We start from the raw sequence: 16,557 nt of genomic DNA on the forward strand, positions 1-16,557 counted from the left end.
GGTTGCGTACGGTTTAACAAAGACCTACCTTCCTGGCCCTCTACCTCACCCTCGACCGCGGCTACTCGGCCTCGTTCGCCGGCGTCGTCGCGGCCCTGCACGGGCTGGGCGGAGTGGTCTCCTCCCTCGGCGCCGGCGTCATGGCCGACCGGCTCGGGCGGCGGCCCACCCTGCTCATCGCCCAGGTCTCCACGGCCCTCTCGGTGGCGCTCCTCGGCTTCATGCAGCAGCCCGTGACCATCGCCGCCGTCGCGTTCGTCGCGGGCATGGCCGCCAACTCCTCGCGGCCGGCCGTGCAGGCGATGATGGCCGACATCGTCCCCGCCCAGGACCGCGTCCGCGCCTTCTCCCTCAACTACTGGGCCATCAACGTCGGCTTCGCCTTCTCCTCGCTGGTCGCCGGTCTGATCGCCGAGCACAGCTACCTGATCGGCTTCCTCGGCGAGGGCGCGCTGACCCTCGTCTGCGCGGTCCTGGTCTTCCTCAAGCTGCCCGAGTCGCGTCCCGAGCCGGTGGCCGGGGAGGCCGGGGCGACGGCGGAGGCCGCCGTCAGCCTGGGGACCGTGCTGCGCGACCGGCGCTACATGAGCGTCGTCGGGCTGTCCTTCCTGATGGCCTTCATCTTCATGCAGCACACGGTCGCCCTTCCGGTGGCCATGGGCGCCGACGGCTTCTCGCCGGGCGACTACGGCACCGTCATCGCCGTCAACGGCGTGCTGATCATGGCCGTGCAGATCCCCGTCACCCGCCTCATCGAGCACCGCGACCCGCGCTGGCTGCTGACGGTCTCGGCGCTCCTGACGGGCTACGGCTTCGGGCTCACCGCGTTCGCCGGGTCGATCGGGGTGTACATGCTGACCGTCGTCGTCTGGACGCTGGCCGAGATCATCAACTCCCCCACCCAGATGGGGTTGATCGTGCGCCTGTCCCCGGCCCAGGGGCGCGGCCGCTACCAGGGCATGTACACGATGTCGTGGTCGGTGGCGGCCCTGACGGCCCCGCTGGTCGGCGGAACGGTGATCGACCGGTGGGGTGCGGACGCGCTGTGGGGGATCTGCGCGGTCGTCGGAACGGTCGCGGCGGCCGGGTACTGGTTCCTGATGCGGAACCTGCCGGAGAGCCCGGCCGCGGATGCGGAGACCTCGGCCGGTGAGAGGGCGGCCGAGGACGTCTCCTCCGGGGAGGTTCCGGCCGTCGCGCCGGCCCGGCGGGAGCAGGAAACGGAGTCGACGCCGGCGTGACGAGCGCCCCGGGGCCACCGCCGGGGGCTCTGCCCCCGGACCCCCGGTCCTCGAACGCCGGACGGGCTTGATTTCGCTCGGTCGCCGCCACAGCGCCCGCGTCAGTCGTCGCCCAGCGGCCCTGCGAGCTCGTCGCGGCGCGTCAGCCGCTCGAACGCTTCGAGGTTGCGCGTCGACTCGCCGCGCGCCGTGCGCCACGCGTACTCCTTGCGGATGGCGGTCGCGAAGCCCATCTCCAGCAGGGTGTTGAAGCTGCCGTCCGCGTGTTCGAGGACCGTGCCCAGGATGCGGTCGATCTCGTCGACGGTCACCGCCGCCAGCGGCAGCCGCCCCACGAGGTAGATGTCGCCGAGCCGGTCGACCGCGTAAGCCACGCCGTAGAGCCTGGTGTTGCGCTCCAGCAGCCAGCGGTGCACGCCCTCGTGGTTCTCGTCGGGACGCCGTACGACGAAGGCGTTGACGGAGAGGGAGTGGTTGCCGACGACCAGCGAGACGGTCGTCGAGAGCTTGCGCGTGCCGGGGAGCTTCACGACGTACGTGCCGTCGGAGGGGCTCTCCCAGTCCAGGCCCGCCTCGCCGAGGGCCTGCTCGATCGTGGTCTTCGCGTCAGACATGAGCCGAGCGTAGGCGACGGCGTCGCTCGGCGATCGCCGCGGTGTAGACCTCGGCCGTGGCGGCGGCCGCCGCGCCCCAGCCGAAGGACTGGGCGTGCCGGGCGGCGGCGTCGCCCATCCGGTCCACCAGCTGCGGGTCGGCCGCGAAGCGGCCCAGCGCGTCGGCGTAGTCGGCGGGGTCGTGGCCCGGTATGAGGAAGCCGCTGACCTCGTCGCGCACGGCCACCGGCAGCCCGCCGACCGACGCCGCGACCACCGGCGTGCCGGACGCCTGGGCCTCGATGGCCACCAGGCCGAAGGACTCGCTGTGCGAGGGCATCACCAGCACCGACGCCGCGCGGTACCAGTCGGCGAGCCGGTCCTGGCCGACCGGCGGCCGGAAGCGGACGACGTCGGCGATGCCCAGGCGGGCGGCCAGCTTCTGCAGCCCCTCGGGCTTGGCCATGCCGCTGCCGCTGGGGCCGCCGACCACCGGCACCACGATGCGCGAGCGCAGCGCCGGCTGCCGGTCGAGGAGCTCGGCGACCGCGCGCAGCAGCACGTCGGGGGCCTTGAGGGGCTGGATGCGGCCGGCGAAGAGCGGGACGAGGGCGTCGGCGGGCAGGCCCAGCCGCTCGCGGGCGGCCGCCCGCCCGTCGGCGGGGCGGAAGCGGTCGAGGTTCACGCCCGGGTGCACGACGGCGACCTTGGCGGGGTCGGCCTCGTAGTGGTGGACGAGTTCCTGCGCCTCGCCGTCGGTGTTGGCGATGAGCCGGTCGGCGGCGCGGACGATCTGCGTCTCGCCGATCACGCGGGCGGCGGGCTCGGGGGTGTCGCCCGCGGCGAGGGCGGCGTTCTTGACCTTGGCCATGGTGTGCATGGCGTGGACGAGCGGCACTCCCCAGCGCTCGGCGGCGAGCCAGCCGACGTGGCCGGAGAGCCAGTAGTGGGAGTGGACGAGGTCGTAGTGGCCGGGGCGGTGGCCGGCCCACGCCTGCATCACGCCGTGCGTGAAGGCGCACAGCTGCGCCGGCAGCTCCTCCTTGGCCAGGCCCTCGTACGGGCCGGCGTCGATGTGGCGGACGAGCACGCCCGGGGCCAGCTCGACGGTGGGCGGGAGGGCGCCGGTGGTGGCCCGGGTGAAGATCTCGACCTCGATGTCGATGGCGGCCAGGCGCTTGGCGAGCTCGACGATGTAGACGTTCATGCCGCCCGCGTCGCCCGTGCCGGGCTGGTGCAGGGGCGAGGTGTGGACGCTCAGCATGGCGACGCGGCGGGGGCGGCGGGCGCCGCCGAGGCGCCGCAGCTGGGGTTTGGGGAACGTGCCGAGCGTCCGGCCACGGCGGGCGCCGAGCCTGGATGCGTACTGGCTCACCGTCTGTCCTCCGTCCACCGCCGAGGGCCCTCCCCTGGGCACTCACCACCTGTCAACCTGTGACAACGTCGCGGAGGCAGGCTCCCATTTCCACTTTGCCAAACAGTGACCCAGGGCCCCGTCCGGCGCCACCGGGCTTAGGCTCTATGCCCATGGCCGCCCGTACCGCCCCGCAGCACCGCCCGATCGGTTCGGCGACGCGCGGCACCACCAATCCGAACCGTCTGCGCCGCATGGACCGCTGGATCGCCGCCACCCACGCGGCCGCGCTGCGGCGCAGCGCGGACCCGGTCGCCGTGGACCTCGGGTACGGCGCCGCGCCCTGGACGGCCGTCGAGCTGCTGCAGCGGCTGCGGACGGTGCGGGGCGACGCGCAGGTGGTGGGCATCGAGATCGACCCGGCCCGGGTCGCGGCGGCGAAGCCGTACGAGCGCGACGGGCTGTCCTTCGCGCACGGCGGCTTCGAGGTCCCGCTGCCGGGCGGCCGACGGCCGCTGCTGATCCGGGCGGCGAACGTGCTGCGCCAGTACGACGAGGGCCAGGTCGAGGAGGTCTGGGCCCGGCTGTGCGGGCGGCTGGCGCCGGACGGGCTGCTCGTGGAGGGCACCTGCGACGAGATCGGGCGGCGGCACGTGTGGGTGACGCTGGGGCCCGAGGGGCCGCGCACGATCACGTTCGCGGCGCGGCTGGGTTCGCTGGGGGCCCCGTCGGATCTTGCGGAGCGCCTGCCGAAGGCGCTCATCCACCGGAACGTGCCGGGCGAGGCGGTGCACGCCTTCCTGCGGGACTTCGACCGGGCCTGGGCGGCGGCCGCGCCCTACGGGGCGCTGAGCGCGCGTCAGCGGTGGATCCGCACCGCGGCGGCCCTGCGCACCGCCTGGCCGGTCGTCGACGGCCCGGCCCGCTGGCGCCAGGGCGAGCTGACCCTGGCCTGGCCGGCCCTGGCGCCCCGGGACTGAGGGCCCGGGCGGCCGGGCCGGGAGCCGAAAGGTGCCGGTGGGCACCCCGCGTGCGCGGGGTGCCGGTGGCCGTCAGCGGCGCAGGGCCTTGTGGTCGGACGCGCCGCCGCCGGAGATGGGGATCCTGCGGGGCTTGGCCTGTTCCGCCACCGGGATGCGGAGGGTGAGGACGCCCGCGTCGTACGAGGCGTCGATCCGGTCGGACTCCAGCGTGTCGCCCAGGAAGAGCTGACGGCTGAACGTGCCGGTGGGCCGCTCGGCGGCGATCATTTCCGCGCCCTCGGGGGCGGTCGGCTTCCGCTCGGCGTGGATGGAGACGACATTGCGCTCGACATCCAGGTCGATCGTCTCGGGGTCGACGCCGGGCAGGTCGAACAGCACCACGAACTCGTCGCCGGAACGGTAGGCGTCCATCGGCATGGTCGTGGGCCGGGCCGCGGTGCCGAACACCTGCTGGGTGAGGCGGTCGAGGTCGCGGAAGGGGTCGGTACGCATGAGCATCACGGGTCACTCCTCTCGTCTGACGTCCGGTGCGATGCCCGATACCTACGTATATAGCTCAGCAGAAGAAAACTTGACAAGCCCCGACTCAATAAATTGTGTCGTCCCAGGTCAGGAGCAGTGCGTCGAGCAGGGGGCGGTCGCGGTCGTGGGTCACCCACGAGCGGGCTTCCGTCGGCGGCAGCCACAGGACGCGGTCCACCTCGCGGCTCGGCCGGAACGAGCCGCCGAGGGCCCGGGCGGCCCAGTAGCGGACCTCCTTGAGGCGCCCGTCGGTCAGGTAGCGGGACGTCGGCAGGGTGGCGCCCAGGACGCAGCGCATCCCCGTCTCCTCCAGCACCTCGCGGACCGCGCACGCCGCCGCGTCCTCGCCGGGCTTGAGCTTGCCCTTCGGCCAGGACCAGTCGTCGTACTTCGGCCGGTGCACCAGCGCGACCTCGATCTCCGGGCCCTGCCCGCACCGGCGCCACAGCAGGCACCCCGCGGCCCGCACCGTCGTACCGCCGCCACCGCCGTCGCCGCTCACAGGCCCGCCCCCGTCAGCCGCTGCCAGATCCGGCCGAAGGCGTAGCGCGCCGCCTCCACCTCGTGGCGCTGGTCGGCGTGGAGCACCCCGAGGGCGTAGGCCGTGGCGGGGGCGATGCGCGGGGTCCGGGCGGCGGCGGCCGCGGCGGCCGCGGCCTCGGCGGCCTCGCGGTGGCGGTCGAGGGCCTGGCCCGCGCCCAGCAGCCGGACCGACAGCGAGGGCTCCGCCTCGGCCTGCTGCTGCTCGTCGAGCACTTCCTGGGCGTACCGCCGCAGCCGGACCAGCCGGCGCACCTGGTGCCAGGGGGCGTCCTGCCGTCCCTCCGCCGGGGGCGCGTCGGCGGCCGGCGTCGCGGCGAGGCCGTGGACGAGCGCCTCCGCGTTGTACGGCAGGCCGGCCACCGACAGCGGCAGCGCCTCCACCGCGTCGGTCATCCGCCGGTGTGCCTGTTCCGCCAGGCAGGGCAGCGCCTCGCGGGCGAGGACCTCGTGCGCACCCGCGTCCAGCGGCACCTCTGAGGCCAGCACGGCGACAGCGTCCGCCACCGCGTGGAAGCGCCCGGAGCCCAGGGCCTGCAGGGCCGCCGAGTGCGCCCGGGTACGGGCGAGGGTCAGCTGCCGGTCCAGCAGCGCGCCGGCCCGGGCCGCCCCGACGGTCAGGCCGCTCCCGGCGCCCCGGGCGGACGCGGGCGGCGCGTCCGTACCGTCCCCGCCGGACAGCCGGTGCAGGGCTCCCCGCAGCCGCGCCAGCCGCGCCGCATAGGCGTACTCGCGCCCCAGCACGTCCGTGAGCCACACCAGTTCGCCGCGCAGCGGGTCCGTGCCGTCGGGGTCGGTCAGCGGCCGGTACACGTGCAGGGCGCCGGCGATGCGCCGCGCGGAGCGCCGCAGCTGCCGGACGGCCTCGCCCGCGTCCTCCGCGTCGGAGCCGCTCTCCGCGTGCAGCCGCAGGCTGCGCAGGAACTCGGTGGCCTGCGCCTGCAGATAGCCGGCGAGCACCGCCCCGGCCGTCGCCGCGTCCCGGTCCGCGGGCACCCCCGGCACCCCCGTCATGTCCGTCACGCCTGCCGTGCCTGCGGCACCCCCGGTCAGGTCGTACCGATTCTTCGTCATCATGTCCTGCCCCCCGGGAACGGTGACCGTGACCGGCGGTTCATGCCGTAGCCGTGCCACGCCGGCGCCTCCGGGCGTCGATGAGCATTTCCTGCACGTTGCGCAGCGGCCGTCCGTCGGCGTCCGTCGCCCGCCGGGTCCAGTTGCCGTCCGGGCCGAGGTGCCAGGACGCGGTCTGGTCGGAGACGCCGAGCTCCAGCAGCCGGCTGAGCGATGCCCGGTGGGCGGGGTCGGTGACCCGCACCAGCGCCTCGATGCGCCGGTCGAGGTTGCGGTGCATCATGTCGGCGCTGCCCAGCCACACTTCGGGCTCGCCGCCGTTGCCGAAGGCGAAGACGCGTGAGTGCTCCAGGAACCGGCCCAGGACGCTGCGCACGCGGATGTTCTCCGACAGCCCCACCACGCCCGGGCGCAGCGCGCAGATGCCGCGCACCCAGATGTCGACCGGCACTCCGGCGCGGGCCGCGCGGTAGAGGGCGTCGATGACGGCCTCGTCGACCATGGAGTTGACCTTGATGCGGATGGAGGCGGGCCGCCCGGCCCGATGGTGGGCGGTTTCCTTGGCGATGCGGGAGATCAGCCCGTCGCGCAGGGATCTGGGGGCGACCAGCAGCCGGCGGTAGGTCTCGCGCCGGGAGTAGCCGGACAGCCGGTTGAAGAGGTCGGACAGGTCGGCGCCCACCTGCGGGTCGGCGGTCAGCAGCCCGAAGTCCTCGTACAGACGCGCGGTCTTGGGGTGGTAGTTGCCGGTGCCCACGTGTGCGTAGCGGCGCAGCGTCTCGCCCTCCTGCCGGACGACCAGCGACAGCTTGCAGTGCGTCTTGAGGCCCACCAGCCCGTAGACGACGTGGCAGCCGGCCTCCTCCAGCTTCCGGGCCCATTTGATGTTGGCCTGCTCGTCGAAGCGCGCCTTGATCTCGACGAGGACGAGGACCTGCTTGCCGGACTCGGCGGCGTCTATGAGGGCGTCGACGATCGGGGAGTCGCCGGACGTGCGGTAGAGCGTCTGCTTGATGGCCAGGACGTCCGGGTCGGCGGCGGCCTGTTCCAGGAACGCCTGGACGGAGGTGGAGAAGGAGTCGTACGGGTGGTGCAGCAGCACGTCCCGTTCGCGCAGCGCGGCGAAGATGTCGGGCGGGGAGGAGGACTCGACCTCGGCGAGGTCCCGGTGGGTGCCGGCCACGAACTTGGGGTACTTCAGCTCGGGCCGGTCGAGGGAGGAGATGGCGAAGAGCGCGGTGAGGTCGAGCGGGCCGGGCAGCGGGTAGACCTCGGCGTCGGAGATCTTCAGCTCGCGGACGAGCAGGTCGAGGACGTAGGGGTCGATGGTCTCCTCGACCTCCAGCCGCACGGGCGGGCCGAAGCGGCGCCGCATGAGCTCCTTCTCCAGGGCCTGGAGCAGGTTCTCCGCGTCGTCCTCCTCGACCTCCAGGTCCTCGTTGCGGGTCACGCGGAACATGTGGTGCGCGAGCACCTCCATGCCGGGGAAGAGCTCCTCCAGGTGGGCCGCGATGACGTCCTCCAGCGGCACGTACCGCTGCGGTGACGCCTCCAGGAACCGCGGCAGCAGCGGGGGCACCTTCACGCGCGCGAAGTGGTCGTGGCCGCTGACGGGGTTGCGCACCACCACGGCGAGGTTGAGGGAGAGCCCCGAGATGTACGGGAAGGGGTGGGCGGGGTCGACGGCGAGCGGCGTGAGGACGGGGAAGATCTGCTGCCGGAAGAGGGTGAAGAGCCGTCCCTGCTCCTTGGGGGTCAGCTCGGCCCAGCGGATCAGGTGGATGCCCTCGTCGGCGAGCTCCGGGGCGACGTCCTGCTGATAGCAGGCCGCGTGCCGGGCCATGAGCTCGCGCGAGCGGGTCCAGATCAGCTCCAGCACCTCGCGGGGCTGCAGGCCGGAGGCCGAGCGGGTGGCGACGCCGGTGGCGATGCGGCGCTTGAGGCCGGCGACGCGGACCATGAAGAACTCGTCGAGGTTGCTGGCGAAGATCGCCAGGAAGCCGGCCCGTTCCAGGAGCGGGGTGGAGGGGTCCTCGGCGAGCTCCAGCACCCGCTCGTTGAACGCCAGCCAGCTGCGCTCGCGGTCCAGGAAACGGCCCTCGGGCAGGGCGTCCTCCTGCTCCCGGTCGGCGGCGGCCTCGCCGTCGTACGCCGCGAGGCCCTCGGTGAGGTCGGGCACGCCCGCGACCACGGCCGCCTTCGGCCGGTGGGCGGCGATGAAGCCCACCGGTCCGGTGCTGTCGTGCCCCTGGGTGGTGCCGGCGCCGGACGACTGGCTCATACCTTCATTGTTCCGCGTCCGGGCCGGTACGGGCGCGCCGGAGCGGGAAGCGGGGGCGGCGCGTAGCCTTCGTTCGGTTGCGCGAGGCGCGGCGGGCTGCATTGGGCAAGGCTCGCAACCGAGGTTGAATCACGGGTAACACCCACGTGACGCGCAGGGAATGCGGTTCCTACCGGGCGACGGCGCCGTGGGCGCCCCGGCGCCCGGGAAACAGCCGCAGCGCCGCCCGGAGACCGAGGGCGAGCGACCGCCGCTCAGGGTCACCGGTGGCGCACCGGCCGCACGGCGCCCACGGCCCGGCACGGTCGCTGCGGCAGCAGGCCGGCGACCGTCCCGAGGGCGAGCAGGGCGTGCGCGACGGGCACGACGCCGGTCATGCCGGACGAGCGCCGCCACCACGGCCCGGGGCGCACCGCGAGCGGCTGCTCGCGCCACACCGCGGTGCAGGCGGCGGAGAGGGCCGTCAACCGGCAGGACGCCGGGGCGCAGGGCCCTGTGTCAGCTCTCCGTCCGGTACATCAGGTCCGCCTCGTGCGTGGCGAACCCGAGCCGCTCGTAGACCGAGACCGCCGGCAGGTTGTCGGCGTCCACGTAGAGCATCGCCGTCGGCAGCCCCCGGCCGGCCAGGTGCCGCAGGCCGATCGTGGTGAGCGCCTTGCCGAGGCCACCGCCCTGCGCGCCGGGCCGTACGCCCACCACGTACACCTCGCCGAGGCCCTGCTCGGCGTGGATCTTCGTCCAGTGGAAGCCGACGATCTCCCCCGCCTTCTCGGCCAGGAAGAACCCCTCGGGGTCGAACCAGCCCTCGGCCTTGCGGTCGTCCAGGTCGCGCTGGGTCAGCGAGCCCTGCTCGGGGTGGTGCGCGAACGCCGCCGCGTTCACGGCGAGCCAGGCCGCGTCGTCGTCGCCGGGCCGGAAGGTGCGCACGGACACGCCCTCGGGCAGGACGGGGTCGGCGAGGGAGAGATCACCCAGCGGCCGCCGCATCTGCCGCAGTTCGCGGAAGAGACTCAGCCCGAGCACCTGTGCGAGGTGCCGGGCCGCCGGGTGGCCGCCGTGCGCCCACACCCGCAGCCGCTTGCCGGACTCCACCAGCAGGGCGTTGCCCAGCGCCCGGCCGTGCCCGCGCCCGCGCCGGGCGGGGTGGACGACGAACTCGCCCGCCGGGGCCTCCACCGGGTCGCTGTCCTCCAGTTGGCCGTAGCCCACCAGTTCCTTCTCCGCGTCGCTCAGCAGGATGTGCCGCACGCCCGCGCGCCGCCCCTTGAGCTGCAGGCGCCCCTGCTCCGACACGGCCGGCTGCCCGTCCTCGGCCGCCGCCTCCCCGATCAGCCGCAGCACGTCCTCGACCTGCTGCGGCGCCAGCTCCTCCAGCACCGCGATCCGCCGCTGTCCGCTCACGTCATTCACCACGTCGCTCATGGGGCCGAGCCTACGACCCCGGCGCGTGGCCCTTCCGTTACCGCTCCCCCCTCTGCCGGACTACGCGCGTCGACCGTATGCTGCGCCCGACCTGATACACCCCCAGCACCTTCATCAAAAGGGGAACGCATGCCCGCGAAGACGCTGCCGAGAAGCAAGCGCCTCGCCCTCCGAAGGCTGACCGCCACCGCCGCCGTGCTCGCCGCCACCGCCGGCACCCTGGCCGTCGCGGCCGCCCCGGCGGGCGCCCGGGACCAGGGCCGCACCGTGGACGTCCAGCTGCTCTCGTTCAACGACCTGCACGGCAACCTTGAGCCGCCGCAGGGTTCCTCCGGCACCGTGACGGAGGACCAGGCCGACGGCACCAAGAAGGTCATACCGGCCGGCGGTGTGGAGTTCCTCGCCAACTCGCTGCGCACGGCCCGCAAGGGCCACGAGTACTCGATCACCGCCGCGGCCGGCGACATGATCGGCGCCAGCCCGCTGATGACCGGCCTGTTCCACGACGAGCCGACCATCGAGGCGCTCAACAAGATCAAGCTGGACGCCACTTCCGTCGGCAACCACGAGTTCGACGAGGGCCGCGCGGAGCTGCTGCGCATGCAGCGCGGCGGCTGCCACCCCAAGGAGGGCTGCTTCGAGAAGGGCAAGACCTTCCAGGGCGCCGACTTCCCCTACCTCGGGGCCAACGTCCTCGACGAGAAGACCGGCAAGCCGGTCCTCAAGCCGTACACCGTCTGGCGCCACAAGGGCGTCAAGATCGGCATCATCGGCCTGACCCTGAAGGGCACGCCGGACGTCGTCACGGCGGAGGGCGTCAAGGGCCTGAAGTTCGCCGACGAGGTCGCGACGATCGACAAGTACGCCAAGGAACTCGACCGCCAGGGCGTGAAGTCCATCGTCACCCTCATCCACGAGGGCGGAATGCCGGCCTCCGGCTCGTACAACTACAACTGCGACACGCCGGGCGGGGGCGCGGGCATCTCGGGCGCCATCACCGAGATCGCGAAGAAGGTCACGCCGAAGGTCGACGCCCTCGTCACGGGCCACACCCACCAGGCGTACGCCTGCACCATCCCCGACCCGTCCGGTGCCCCGCGCACGGTCACCTCCGCGGCCTCCTTCGGCCGTCTATACACGGACACGACGCTGACCTACGACCGCCGCACGAAGGACATCGTCCGCACGGCCGTCAAGGGCCCGCGCGCCACCAACCACGTGGTCGACCGCCAGCAGCCGAAGGCCGCGGACATGACCGCGCTCATCGACCGCTGGAAGACCCTCGCGGCGCCCGTCGCCAACAAGCCGGTCGGCTACATCTCCGCCGACATCAACGGCCGCGGCTCCGAGGCGTACGAGCAGCCGCTGGGCGACGTCATCACCGACGCCCAGCTGGAGGGCCTCGCCGCCCCCGACAAGGGCGGCGCCCAGATCGCCTTCATGAACCCCGGCGGCGTCCGCTCGGACCTCGCCTTCAAGGCGTCCGGCGCCGAGGGCGACGGCGTCGTGACGTACGGCGAGGCGTTCACCGTCCAGCCGTTCACCAACATGATGCAGACCAAGGACCTCACCGGCGCCCAGGTCCTGGCGGCCCTGCAGCAGCAGGTCAGCGGCCCGAACGAGGCCCAGCCGAAGATCCTGCAGGTCAGCAGGAGCCTGACGTACACGCTGGACCTGACGAAGAAGGGCGCGGACCGCATCGTCGCGTCCTCGGTGAAGGTCAACGGCGCCCCGATCGAGGCGGGCAGGACCTACCGCGTCGCGGCCAACGAGTTCCTGATGGGCGGCGGTGACGGCTTCCCGGCCTTCAAGGAGGGCACGAACAAGCGCGTGGGCGCGTCGGACCTCGACGTCTTCATCGCCTACCTGCAGGCCCACTCCACGAAGGAGTCCCCGCTGGCCCCGCCGAAGGCTGACCGGATCACCATCGTGAAGTAGTCACGCCCGGCGTGCGGTGACAGCTCGCCGCTCGTACGCCCCCGGCCCCGGCCGGGGGCGTACCGGGTAGCCTCCCGGCCAGCAGGAAGGGAGTGCCGATGCACGACAGCAGCACAGCAGGGGTACGGATCCGGCCGGCGGCGACCGCCGATCTCGACGAGCTCACCGAGATCTACAACCACTACGTGGTCCACACCCCCATCACCTTCGACATCGAGCCCGTGACGGCCGCCGCGCGCCGCGCCTGGCTCGAAGCCCGCCCCGCCGCGGGCCGGCACCGGCTGCTCGTCGCCGAGGAGGCCGGCAAGGTGCTCGGCTACGCGGCCAGCGGCCCCTTCCGGGACAAGCAGGCGTACGAGACGTCGGTGGAGACCAGCGTCTACCTCGCCCCGCACGCCACGGGCCGCGGCCTCGGCGCCCTCCTGTACGGCGCCCTCTTCGACGCCCTGGCCGGCGAGGACGTCCACCGCGCCTACGCCGGCGTCACCCAGCCCAACGCCGCCTCCATGCGCCTCCACGAGCGCTTCGGCTTCCGCCCGGTGGGCGTGTTCGAGGGCGTGGGCCGGAAGTTCGGCTCCTACTGGGACGTCGCCTGGCTGGAGAAACGGCTGGCCTGACGGCCGCCTCCGTCGCACGGCGGAGCCCGTCGTACCCGCGCATGATCCACCGGCCGTGGGCTGCCCGTGACGATGGGCCCATGGCGACGATCAAGCGCACCGAGCAGCCCGTCCCCGCCTGGGCGGAACGCCTGGCCCACCTCATGCCCCTCGTCGGACTGCCGGTGTGCCTGTGGCGGCTGCCCATCGGGTTCGGCTTCCGGATGGGCATGCTCGACGACCCCGATCCGCACTCGCTGTGGTTCACCGTCCCGTACGTCTTCACGCTCAGCCTGCTGTCGGAGGCGTTCGCCCTCACCTGTCTCGGGCTCGTGCGCTGGTGGGGCGAGACGGTGCCGCAGTGGGTGCCGTTCGCCGGGGGCCGGCGGATCCCCCCGATGCTGGTGATCGTGCCGGCGACGCTCGCGGGCCTGGTGTTCCTGGGCCTGCTGGCCGACTACGTGCTGTGCGTGTTCGAGATCGCCGGCTTCGCCACCGTCCCGTACGACAACGGATGGTGGGAACTCCTGGCGAACGTCGTCAGCGGCCTGTTCCTCCTCTGGGGCCCGATGGTGCTGGCCATGACCTGGGCCTACCACCGCCGCCGCTGCCACGGCCCGGCAGCAGCCGCTCAGTAGAGGATCGAGGGCAGGTAGGCCCCTTGGGGCGGGCCGTGGAGACCGGTCGTCATGAGGGTGAAGGTCGCCTGCACGCGCAGCCCCTGCTCCAGGCACCACCGGAAGAGGTCCGCGTTCATCATCGGCACGAGGATGCCGGTACCGGCGAAGGCCCGCGCCGCCGCGATCAGCGCCTTGACGTCCTCGTTGCCCTCGCCGACCGCGTGGGCGAAGAAGGCGAGGTCCGTGGCGTAGCCGCTGATGCGTCCCGCATGCTCGGCCACCAGCGCGGTGCCCTGGCCGATGGCGTCGGCCAGCTCCCCCGCCCGGTCGTGCCCGTGGACCCGCCGGCACAGGGTGTTGCAGGCGTCGGCGTCCTCCCCGGTGGCCGGCCGCACGCGGTGGCCCGGGATCTCTCCGCCGGGCGGAGTGCCCTGCATGCAGGCGAGCACGTCGCGCACCTCGAAGCCGAGTTTGGCGTACAGGGAGAGCGAGCCCGTGTTGTAGCCCGCCTGCAGCAGCCGCACGCCGGGGAAGCCGCGGTCCTCGGCACGACGCATCACGTCCAGCATCAGCGCCCGCCCCACACCGCGCTCCTGCAGGCCGGGGTCGACGGTGATCGGGCCCACGCCCGCAATCTGTGAGCGTTCGTCCAGGAAGTTGCTGGCCACGACCCTGCCGTCCTGCTCGGCGACCACCGAGTAGAAACCGGGGTGGCTCAGCATCATCGACACCGCGCCGGTCGCGGTCTCCGCGTCCGGGAAGTCGACGGGGAAGGCGTGCTGCGCCGTGATGTGGCGGAACGCCTCGTAGCAGATCCGCCCGCACGCTTCGGCGTCCTCGGGCGTTCCCGGTCGCAGCCTGACGTCCATGCCACTTCTCCCGTTCTGCCCCTTCCGTGAGTCTTCGTGCTGATTCGGCCGCCCGCAACCCCTGCCGGGCCGGTGGAGGGCTGCGGGTAAAGTCCGCTCGTTCAGCCGAAGGCCCTGATGAGAGGGGCGTGCGACGAAGGAGTGGTGTACGTGAGCGAGACGGTGCCGAGCGGCAGCGTGTGGAAGCTGAGCCCGAAGGAGGGCGGCACCCTCGCCGCACGCTGGTGGCAGTGGGCCCTCTCGGCTCCCGACGACCAGAGCCCCGTCCGGGACAAGACCGGCGAGTTCGCCGACTGGGAGCAGCCGGACGACCTGTGGTTCCTCGCCGGCACGTACGGCGGGCGCGTGGTGCGCCGCTGTGCGATACCGGCCGAGCGGCCGGTGTTCTTCCCCGTCTTCAACACGCAGCGCCCTGTGAAGTGGTTCAAGAACGACCCCATGATCATGGAGGTGGAGGAGGCACGGGCCTTCCTCAACGGCCTGGAGCTGCCGCTTGAGGTCTTCACGTCCAAGCCGTTCCGCTCCCTCGGCCGGCGCCGCGTCGCGTGGGGCCTGTGGGCGGGGCTGGCCCCGCTGGCCCCGGGCCAGTACGTCCTGGAGATCAAGGCGCGGACGACGGGTGGCTTCTGGGTGGACACGACGTACCACCTGACGGTGCAGAGCGCCTGACCTTGGCCTTTGGTCGCTGGCCGCTTGACCTCGCTGCTACGGCCTGGTGCCGGTGCCCCCTGCTTTGAGGGCCCGTATCAGGCCGTGCAGCGCGGCGCGCTTGAGGGTGAGAACGGTGCCAGGGGCTTCGCTCTCGCGGAGGTGGACGGCGCCGTTGCCTGCGGCGGCGACGGTGAGGCACGCGTTGCCTTCACTGCAGTAGCTCGACTTCTGCCACACGGCCAACTCACCGCCTGCCCGCCGGTACCAGTTCGGCCTTGGCGGCAGCGATCAGGGCACGTAGGGCCGTGGGTGCAACGGTCAAGACCGTGCCCGGGTCACCGCTCTCGCGCAGGCGGACGGATCCGTCATCTGCAACAGCTACGTTGACGCAGTTCGCCCCTTCGTGGCTGTACGAAGACTTCTGCCACCAGATGGGCAACAGATCCGCCTGGGCAGCCGCCATCAGGGCGCGCAACGCCGCGGGCCTAATGGCCAAGACCGTGCCCGGGTCATCGCTCTCGCACAGGCGGACGGTGCCGTTACCTGCGGCGGCAACGCTGAGGCAGTTCGATGAATCGCCGCAGTAGGACGACTGCTGCCAGTCGGTCAACGTCACCACCCGCCTCTGGGTATCAGCTCGGCCTTCGCCGCCGCCATCAGGGCGCGTAACGCCGCAGGCGTGACGACCAAGACCGTGCCCGGGTCGTCGCTTTCGCGCAGGCGCATCGTTCCATCCTCCGCAGCCGCGATGTTCACGCAGTTCGACGAGCTCGCACTGTAGGAGGACTTTTTCCACTGGTATGTGGACACTGGTCACCTTTCACATGCTCCGCAGGAAGCCGTGGATGAAATCCCGCGTCTCGACCGGATCGAGTGAGCTCGCTTCCATCCGGTCCACGACAGTCCTGTACCTGGCTAGCTCAGCTTCCGCATCGAGGAACTGAATGTCCCAGGCGACATCGAGTTGCACGGCGTCGAGCTGTGGCACAGCACCATGGACATAGTCGATCGACTGCCCCGTTCCTGGGAACGTCCCCCGGCCGAACGGAATCACTCGGATGTCGACATTTTCCATCTCGCCCATCTCGATCAGATGCTTGAGCTGCGCTCGGGCGATGGCTTCGCCGCCAAACCCCATCCGCAAGGCGGCTTCATGGATGATCGCCGTGTAGGTCACCGGATTGTCCCCGTACAGGATCGCTTGCCGCTTCATCCGGTGGGACAGCCGATGCTCCACCTCATACGCACGCAGCGGCGGGGCCGCCTCCCGGATTACCGCACGGGCATGGTCAACCGTCTGAAGCAGCGCGGGAAGATGGATGACCAGAGCCACGCGGAGACCATGCGCATGGTGTTCCAACTCGGCCAAGTCGGCGAAACTCGCCGGCAGGTGCTCCCGATACTCGTCCCACCAGCCACGCGTGCGCCCGCCCGTCATGTCGGCCAGGGCGTCGATGAGCTTGTCGTCCGTGCACGAGTAGCTGCGGGCCATCGCCCGCACCCGGTCCGCGCTCACCGCGTGGCGGCCCGCTTCGATCATGCTCATGCGCGCCTGCTGGAAGCCGAACCGCGCGGCTGCCGCAGTTGACGAGAGTCCGGCGCGCTCGCGGAGCTTGCGCAGCTCCGCACCGAGGCGGCGCTGCCTCAGTGTTGGGGGAGGGCTCGGTGGCATGGCGCCCACTGTAGGGCCGCCCCCGCGCGCGGCTCTGTCACCCACACGAGCGGTAATTCGTAGCTCTACGAGAGAACCGCTGTTAGCTATACGAGCGGCGGCCCTACCGTCAGAACCAGGCCACTCCCACCGCGGCCCTGCCGCATCCGCGGAAGCGCACCGCCCTGCCCAGGGCCGGCAATGACACCGCGCGGCAACGCG

The 16,557-nt window shown here is 72.3% G+C and carries 18 protein-coding genes and 1 pseudogene; 6 read left to right on the forward strand and 13 right to left on the reverse strand.

Annotated elements, in window-relative coordinates; all coding sequences use genetic code 11:
- Positions 1-26: 26 nt before the first annotated feature.
- A pseudogene (locus tag LE181_RS22100) lies at positions 27-1,241 on the forward strand (MDR family MFS transporter); the annotation flags it as partial.
- 101 nt (positions 1,242-1,342) lie between these two features.
- On the opposite strand, the gene LE181_RS22105 reads toward LE181_RS22100, so the two are convergent.
- Positions 1,343-1,855: a type III secretion system chaperone family protein gene (locus LE181_RS22105; RefSeq protein WP_225663256.1), complete on the reverse strand. Its 513-nt coding sequence runs from the start codon at positions 1,853-1,855 to the stop codon at positions 1,343-1,345.
- The gene (mshA, locus tag LE181_RS22110; RefSeq protein ID WP_225663257.1) at positions 1,848-3,209 is read right to left on the reverse strand and encodes a D-inositol-3-phosphate glycosyltransferase; all 1,362 of its coding nucleotides are present in this window, start codon (positions 3,207-3,209) and stop codon (positions 1,848-1,850) included. Before mshA ends, LE181_RS22105 begins: the two co-directional genes overlap by 8 nt.
- A 152-nt stretch (positions 3,210-3,361) precedes the next feature.
- Here mshA and LE181_RS22115 point away from each other — a divergent pair, with 152 nt between their 5' ends.
- Positions 3,362-4,168, forward strand: coding sequence for a class I SAM-dependent methyltransferase (locus tag LE181_RS22115; protein WP_225663258.1), 807 nt, complete (start codon positions 3,362-3,364; stop codon positions 4,166-4,168).
- Between the two features lie 72 nt (positions 4,169-4,240).
- Here LE181_RS22115 and LE181_RS22120 read toward each other — a convergent pair whose 3' ends face one another.
- The 6 genes from LE181_RS22120 to mshD all read right to left on the reverse strand — a co-directional run bounded on the left by LE181_RS22120 (position 4,241) and on the right by mshD (position 10,010).
- The gene (locus LE181_RS22120; RefSeq protein ID WP_225663259.1) at positions 4,241-4,669 is read right to left on the reverse strand and encodes an Hsp20/alpha crystallin family protein; all 429 of its coding nucleotides are present in this window, start codon (positions 4,667-4,669) and stop codon (positions 4,241-4,243) included.
- Between the two features lie 88 nt (positions 4,670-4,757).
- On the reverse strand, positions 4,758-5,195 hold the full coding sequence (locus LE181_RS22125) for an NUDIX hydrolase (protein WP_225663260.1): 438 nt from the start codon (positions 5,193-5,195) through the stop codon (positions 4,758-4,760).
- The gene (locus LE181_RS22130) at positions 5,192-6,307 is read right to left on the reverse strand and encodes a CHAD domain-containing protein (protein ID WP_372458454.1); all 1,116 of its coding nucleotides are present in this window, start codon (positions 6,305-6,307) and stop codon (positions 5,192-5,194) included. Before LE181_RS22130 ends, LE181_RS22125 begins: the two co-directional genes overlap by 4 nt.
- A gap of 40 nt (positions 6,308-6,347) precedes the next feature.
- The gene (locus LE181_RS22135; RefSeq protein WP_225663261.1) at positions 6,348-8,588 is read right to left on the reverse strand and encodes an RNA degradosome polyphosphate kinase; all 2,241 of its coding nucleotides are present in this window, start codon (positions 8,586-8,588) and stop codon (positions 6,348-6,350) included.
- Positions 8,589-8,848: 260 nt separating this feature from the next.
- Positions 8,849-9,055 carry a hypothetical protein gene (locus tag LE181_RS22140; protein ID WP_225663262.1) on the reverse strand — a complete coding sequence of 69 codons (207 nt, stop codon included), beginning with the start codon at positions 9,053-9,055 and terminating at the stop codon, positions 8,849-8,851.
- A 31-nt stretch (positions 9,056-9,086) separates the two neighbouring features.
- Complete coding sequence (mshD, locus tag LE181_RS22145; RefSeq protein ID WP_225663263.1) at positions 9,087-10,010, reverse strand: mycothiol synthase; 924 nt, start codon at positions 10,008-10,010, stop codon at positions 9,087-9,089.
- Positions 10,011-10,139: 129 nt separating this feature from the next.
- Here mshD and LE181_RS22150 point away from each other — a divergent pair, with 129 nt between their 5' ends.
- From LE181_RS22150 to LE181_RS22160, 3 genes are all read left to right on the forward strand, one after another.
- Positions 10,140-11,948: a bifunctional metallophosphatase/5'-nucleotidase gene (locus LE181_RS22150; protein WP_225663264.1), complete on the forward strand. Its 1,809-nt coding sequence runs from the start codon at positions 10,140-10,142 to the stop codon at positions 11,946-11,948.
- A 98-nt stretch (positions 11,949-12,046) separates the two neighbouring features.
- On the forward strand, positions 12,047-12,565 hold the full coding sequence (locus tag LE181_RS22155) for a GNAT family N-acetyltransferase (protein ID WP_225663265.1): 519 nt from the start codon (positions 12,047-12,049) through the stop codon (positions 12,563-12,565).
- Positions 12,566-12,645: 80 nt separating this feature from the next.
- Positions 12,646-13,182, forward strand: coding sequence for a hypothetical protein (locus LE181_RS22160; RefSeq protein WP_225663266.1), 537 nt, complete (start codon positions 12,646-12,648; stop codon positions 13,180-13,182).
- Here LE181_RS22160 and LE181_RS22165 read toward each other — a convergent pair.
- Positions 13,176-14,033 carry a GNAT family N-acetyltransferase gene (locus LE181_RS22165; protein WP_225663267.1) on the reverse strand — a complete coding sequence of 286 codons (858 nt, stop codon included), beginning with the start codon at positions 14,031-14,033 and terminating at the stop codon, positions 13,176-13,178. The two genes, LE181_RS22160 and LE181_RS22165, sit on opposite strands and share 7 nt — an antisense overlap.
- 150 nt (positions 14,034-14,183) lie before the next feature.
- Between LE181_RS22165 and LE181_RS22170 the strand changes: the two genes are divergently transcribed.
- Positions 14,184-14,702, forward strand: coding sequence for a hypothetical protein (locus LE181_RS22170; RefSeq protein ID WP_225663268.1), 519 nt, complete (start codon positions 14,184-14,186; stop codon positions 14,700-14,702).
- A 36-nt stretch (positions 14,703-14,738) separates the two neighbouring features.
- Here LE181_RS22170 and LE181_RS22175 read toward each other — a convergent pair whose 3' ends face one another.
- The 4 genes from LE181_RS22175 to LE181_RS22195 are packed head-to-tail and all read right to left on the reverse strand — an operon-like array spanning position 14,739 to position 16,356.
- The gene (locus LE181_RS22175; protein WP_308103206.1) at positions 14,739-14,921 is read right to left on the reverse strand and encodes a DUF397 domain-containing protein; all 183 of its coding nucleotides are present in this window, start codon (positions 14,919-14,921) and stop codon (positions 14,739-14,741) included.
- 7 nt (positions 14,922-14,928) lie between these two features.
- Entirely contained in the window at positions 14,929-15,303 is a 375-nt protein-coding gene (locus LE181_RS32500; RefSeq protein ID WP_308103202.1) for a DUF397 domain-containing protein, read from the reverse strand.
- Positions 15,297-15,494: a DUF397 domain-containing protein gene (locus LE181_RS22190; RefSeq protein WP_225663270.1), complete on the reverse strand. Its 198-nt coding sequence runs from the start codon at positions 15,492-15,494 to the stop codon at positions 15,297-15,299. The genes LE181_RS32500 and LE181_RS22190 overlap by 7 nt, the downstream gene beginning before the upstream one ends.
- A 10-nt stretch (positions 15,495-15,504) precedes the next feature.
- Positions 15,505-16,356, reverse strand: coding sequence for a helix-turn-helix domain-containing protein (locus LE181_RS22195; protein ID WP_225663271.1), 852 nt, complete (start codon positions 16,354-16,356; stop codon positions 15,505-15,507).
- Positions 16,357-16,557: the final 201 nt, after the last annotated feature.

Source organism: Streptomyces sichuanensis, from assembly GCF_020328095.1.
GTDB classification, from domain to species: Bacteria; Actinomycetota; Actinomycetes; order Streptomycetales; family Streptomycetaceae; genus Streptomyces; species Streptomyces cinnamoneus.

Coding starts and splice junctions, on each gene's coding strand:
- LE181_RS22150 (WP_225663264.1), top strand. CDS start 10,140: ATGCCCGCGAAGACGCTGCCGAGAAGCAAGCGCCTCGCCCTCCGAAGG.
- LE181_RS22115 (WP_225663258.1), top strand. CDS start 3,362: ATGGCCGCCCGTACCGCCCCGCAGCACCGCCCGATCGGTTCGGCGACG.
- LE181_RS22165 (WP_225663267.1), bottom strand. CDS start 14,033: ATGGACGTCAGGCTGCGACCGGGAACGCCCGAGGACGCCGAAGCGTGC.
- LE181_RS22195 (WP_225663271.1), bottom strand. CDS start 16,356: ATGCCACCGAGCCCTCCCCCAACACTGAGGCAGCGCCGCCTCGGTGCG.
- LE181_RS22160 (WP_225663266.1), top strand. CDS start 12,646: ATGGCGACGATCAAGCGCACCGAGCAGCCCGTCCCCGCCTGGGCGGAA.
- LE181_RS22135 (WP_225663261.1), bottom strand. CDS start 8,588: ATGAGCCAGTCGTCCGGCGCCGGCACCACCCAGGGGCACGACAGCACC.
- LE181_RS22105 (WP_225663256.1), bottom strand. CDS start 1,855: ATGTCTGACGCGAAGACCACGATCGAGCAGGCCCTCGGCGAGGCGGGC.
- LE181_RS22130 (WP_372458454.1), bottom strand. CDS start 6,307: ATGACGAAGAATCGGTACGACCTGACCGGGGGTGCCGCAGGCACGGCA.
- LE181_RS22155 (WP_225663265.1), top strand. CDS start 12,047: ATGCACGACAGCAGCACAGCAGGGGTACGGATCCGGCCGGCGGCGACC.
- LE181_RS22120 (WP_225663259.1), bottom strand. CDS start 4,669: ATGCTCATGCGTACCGACCCCTTCCGCGACCTCGACCGCCTCACCCAG.
- mshD (WP_225663263.1), bottom strand. CDS start 10,010: ATGAGCGACGTGGTGAATGACGTGAGCGGACAGCGGCGGATCGCGGTG.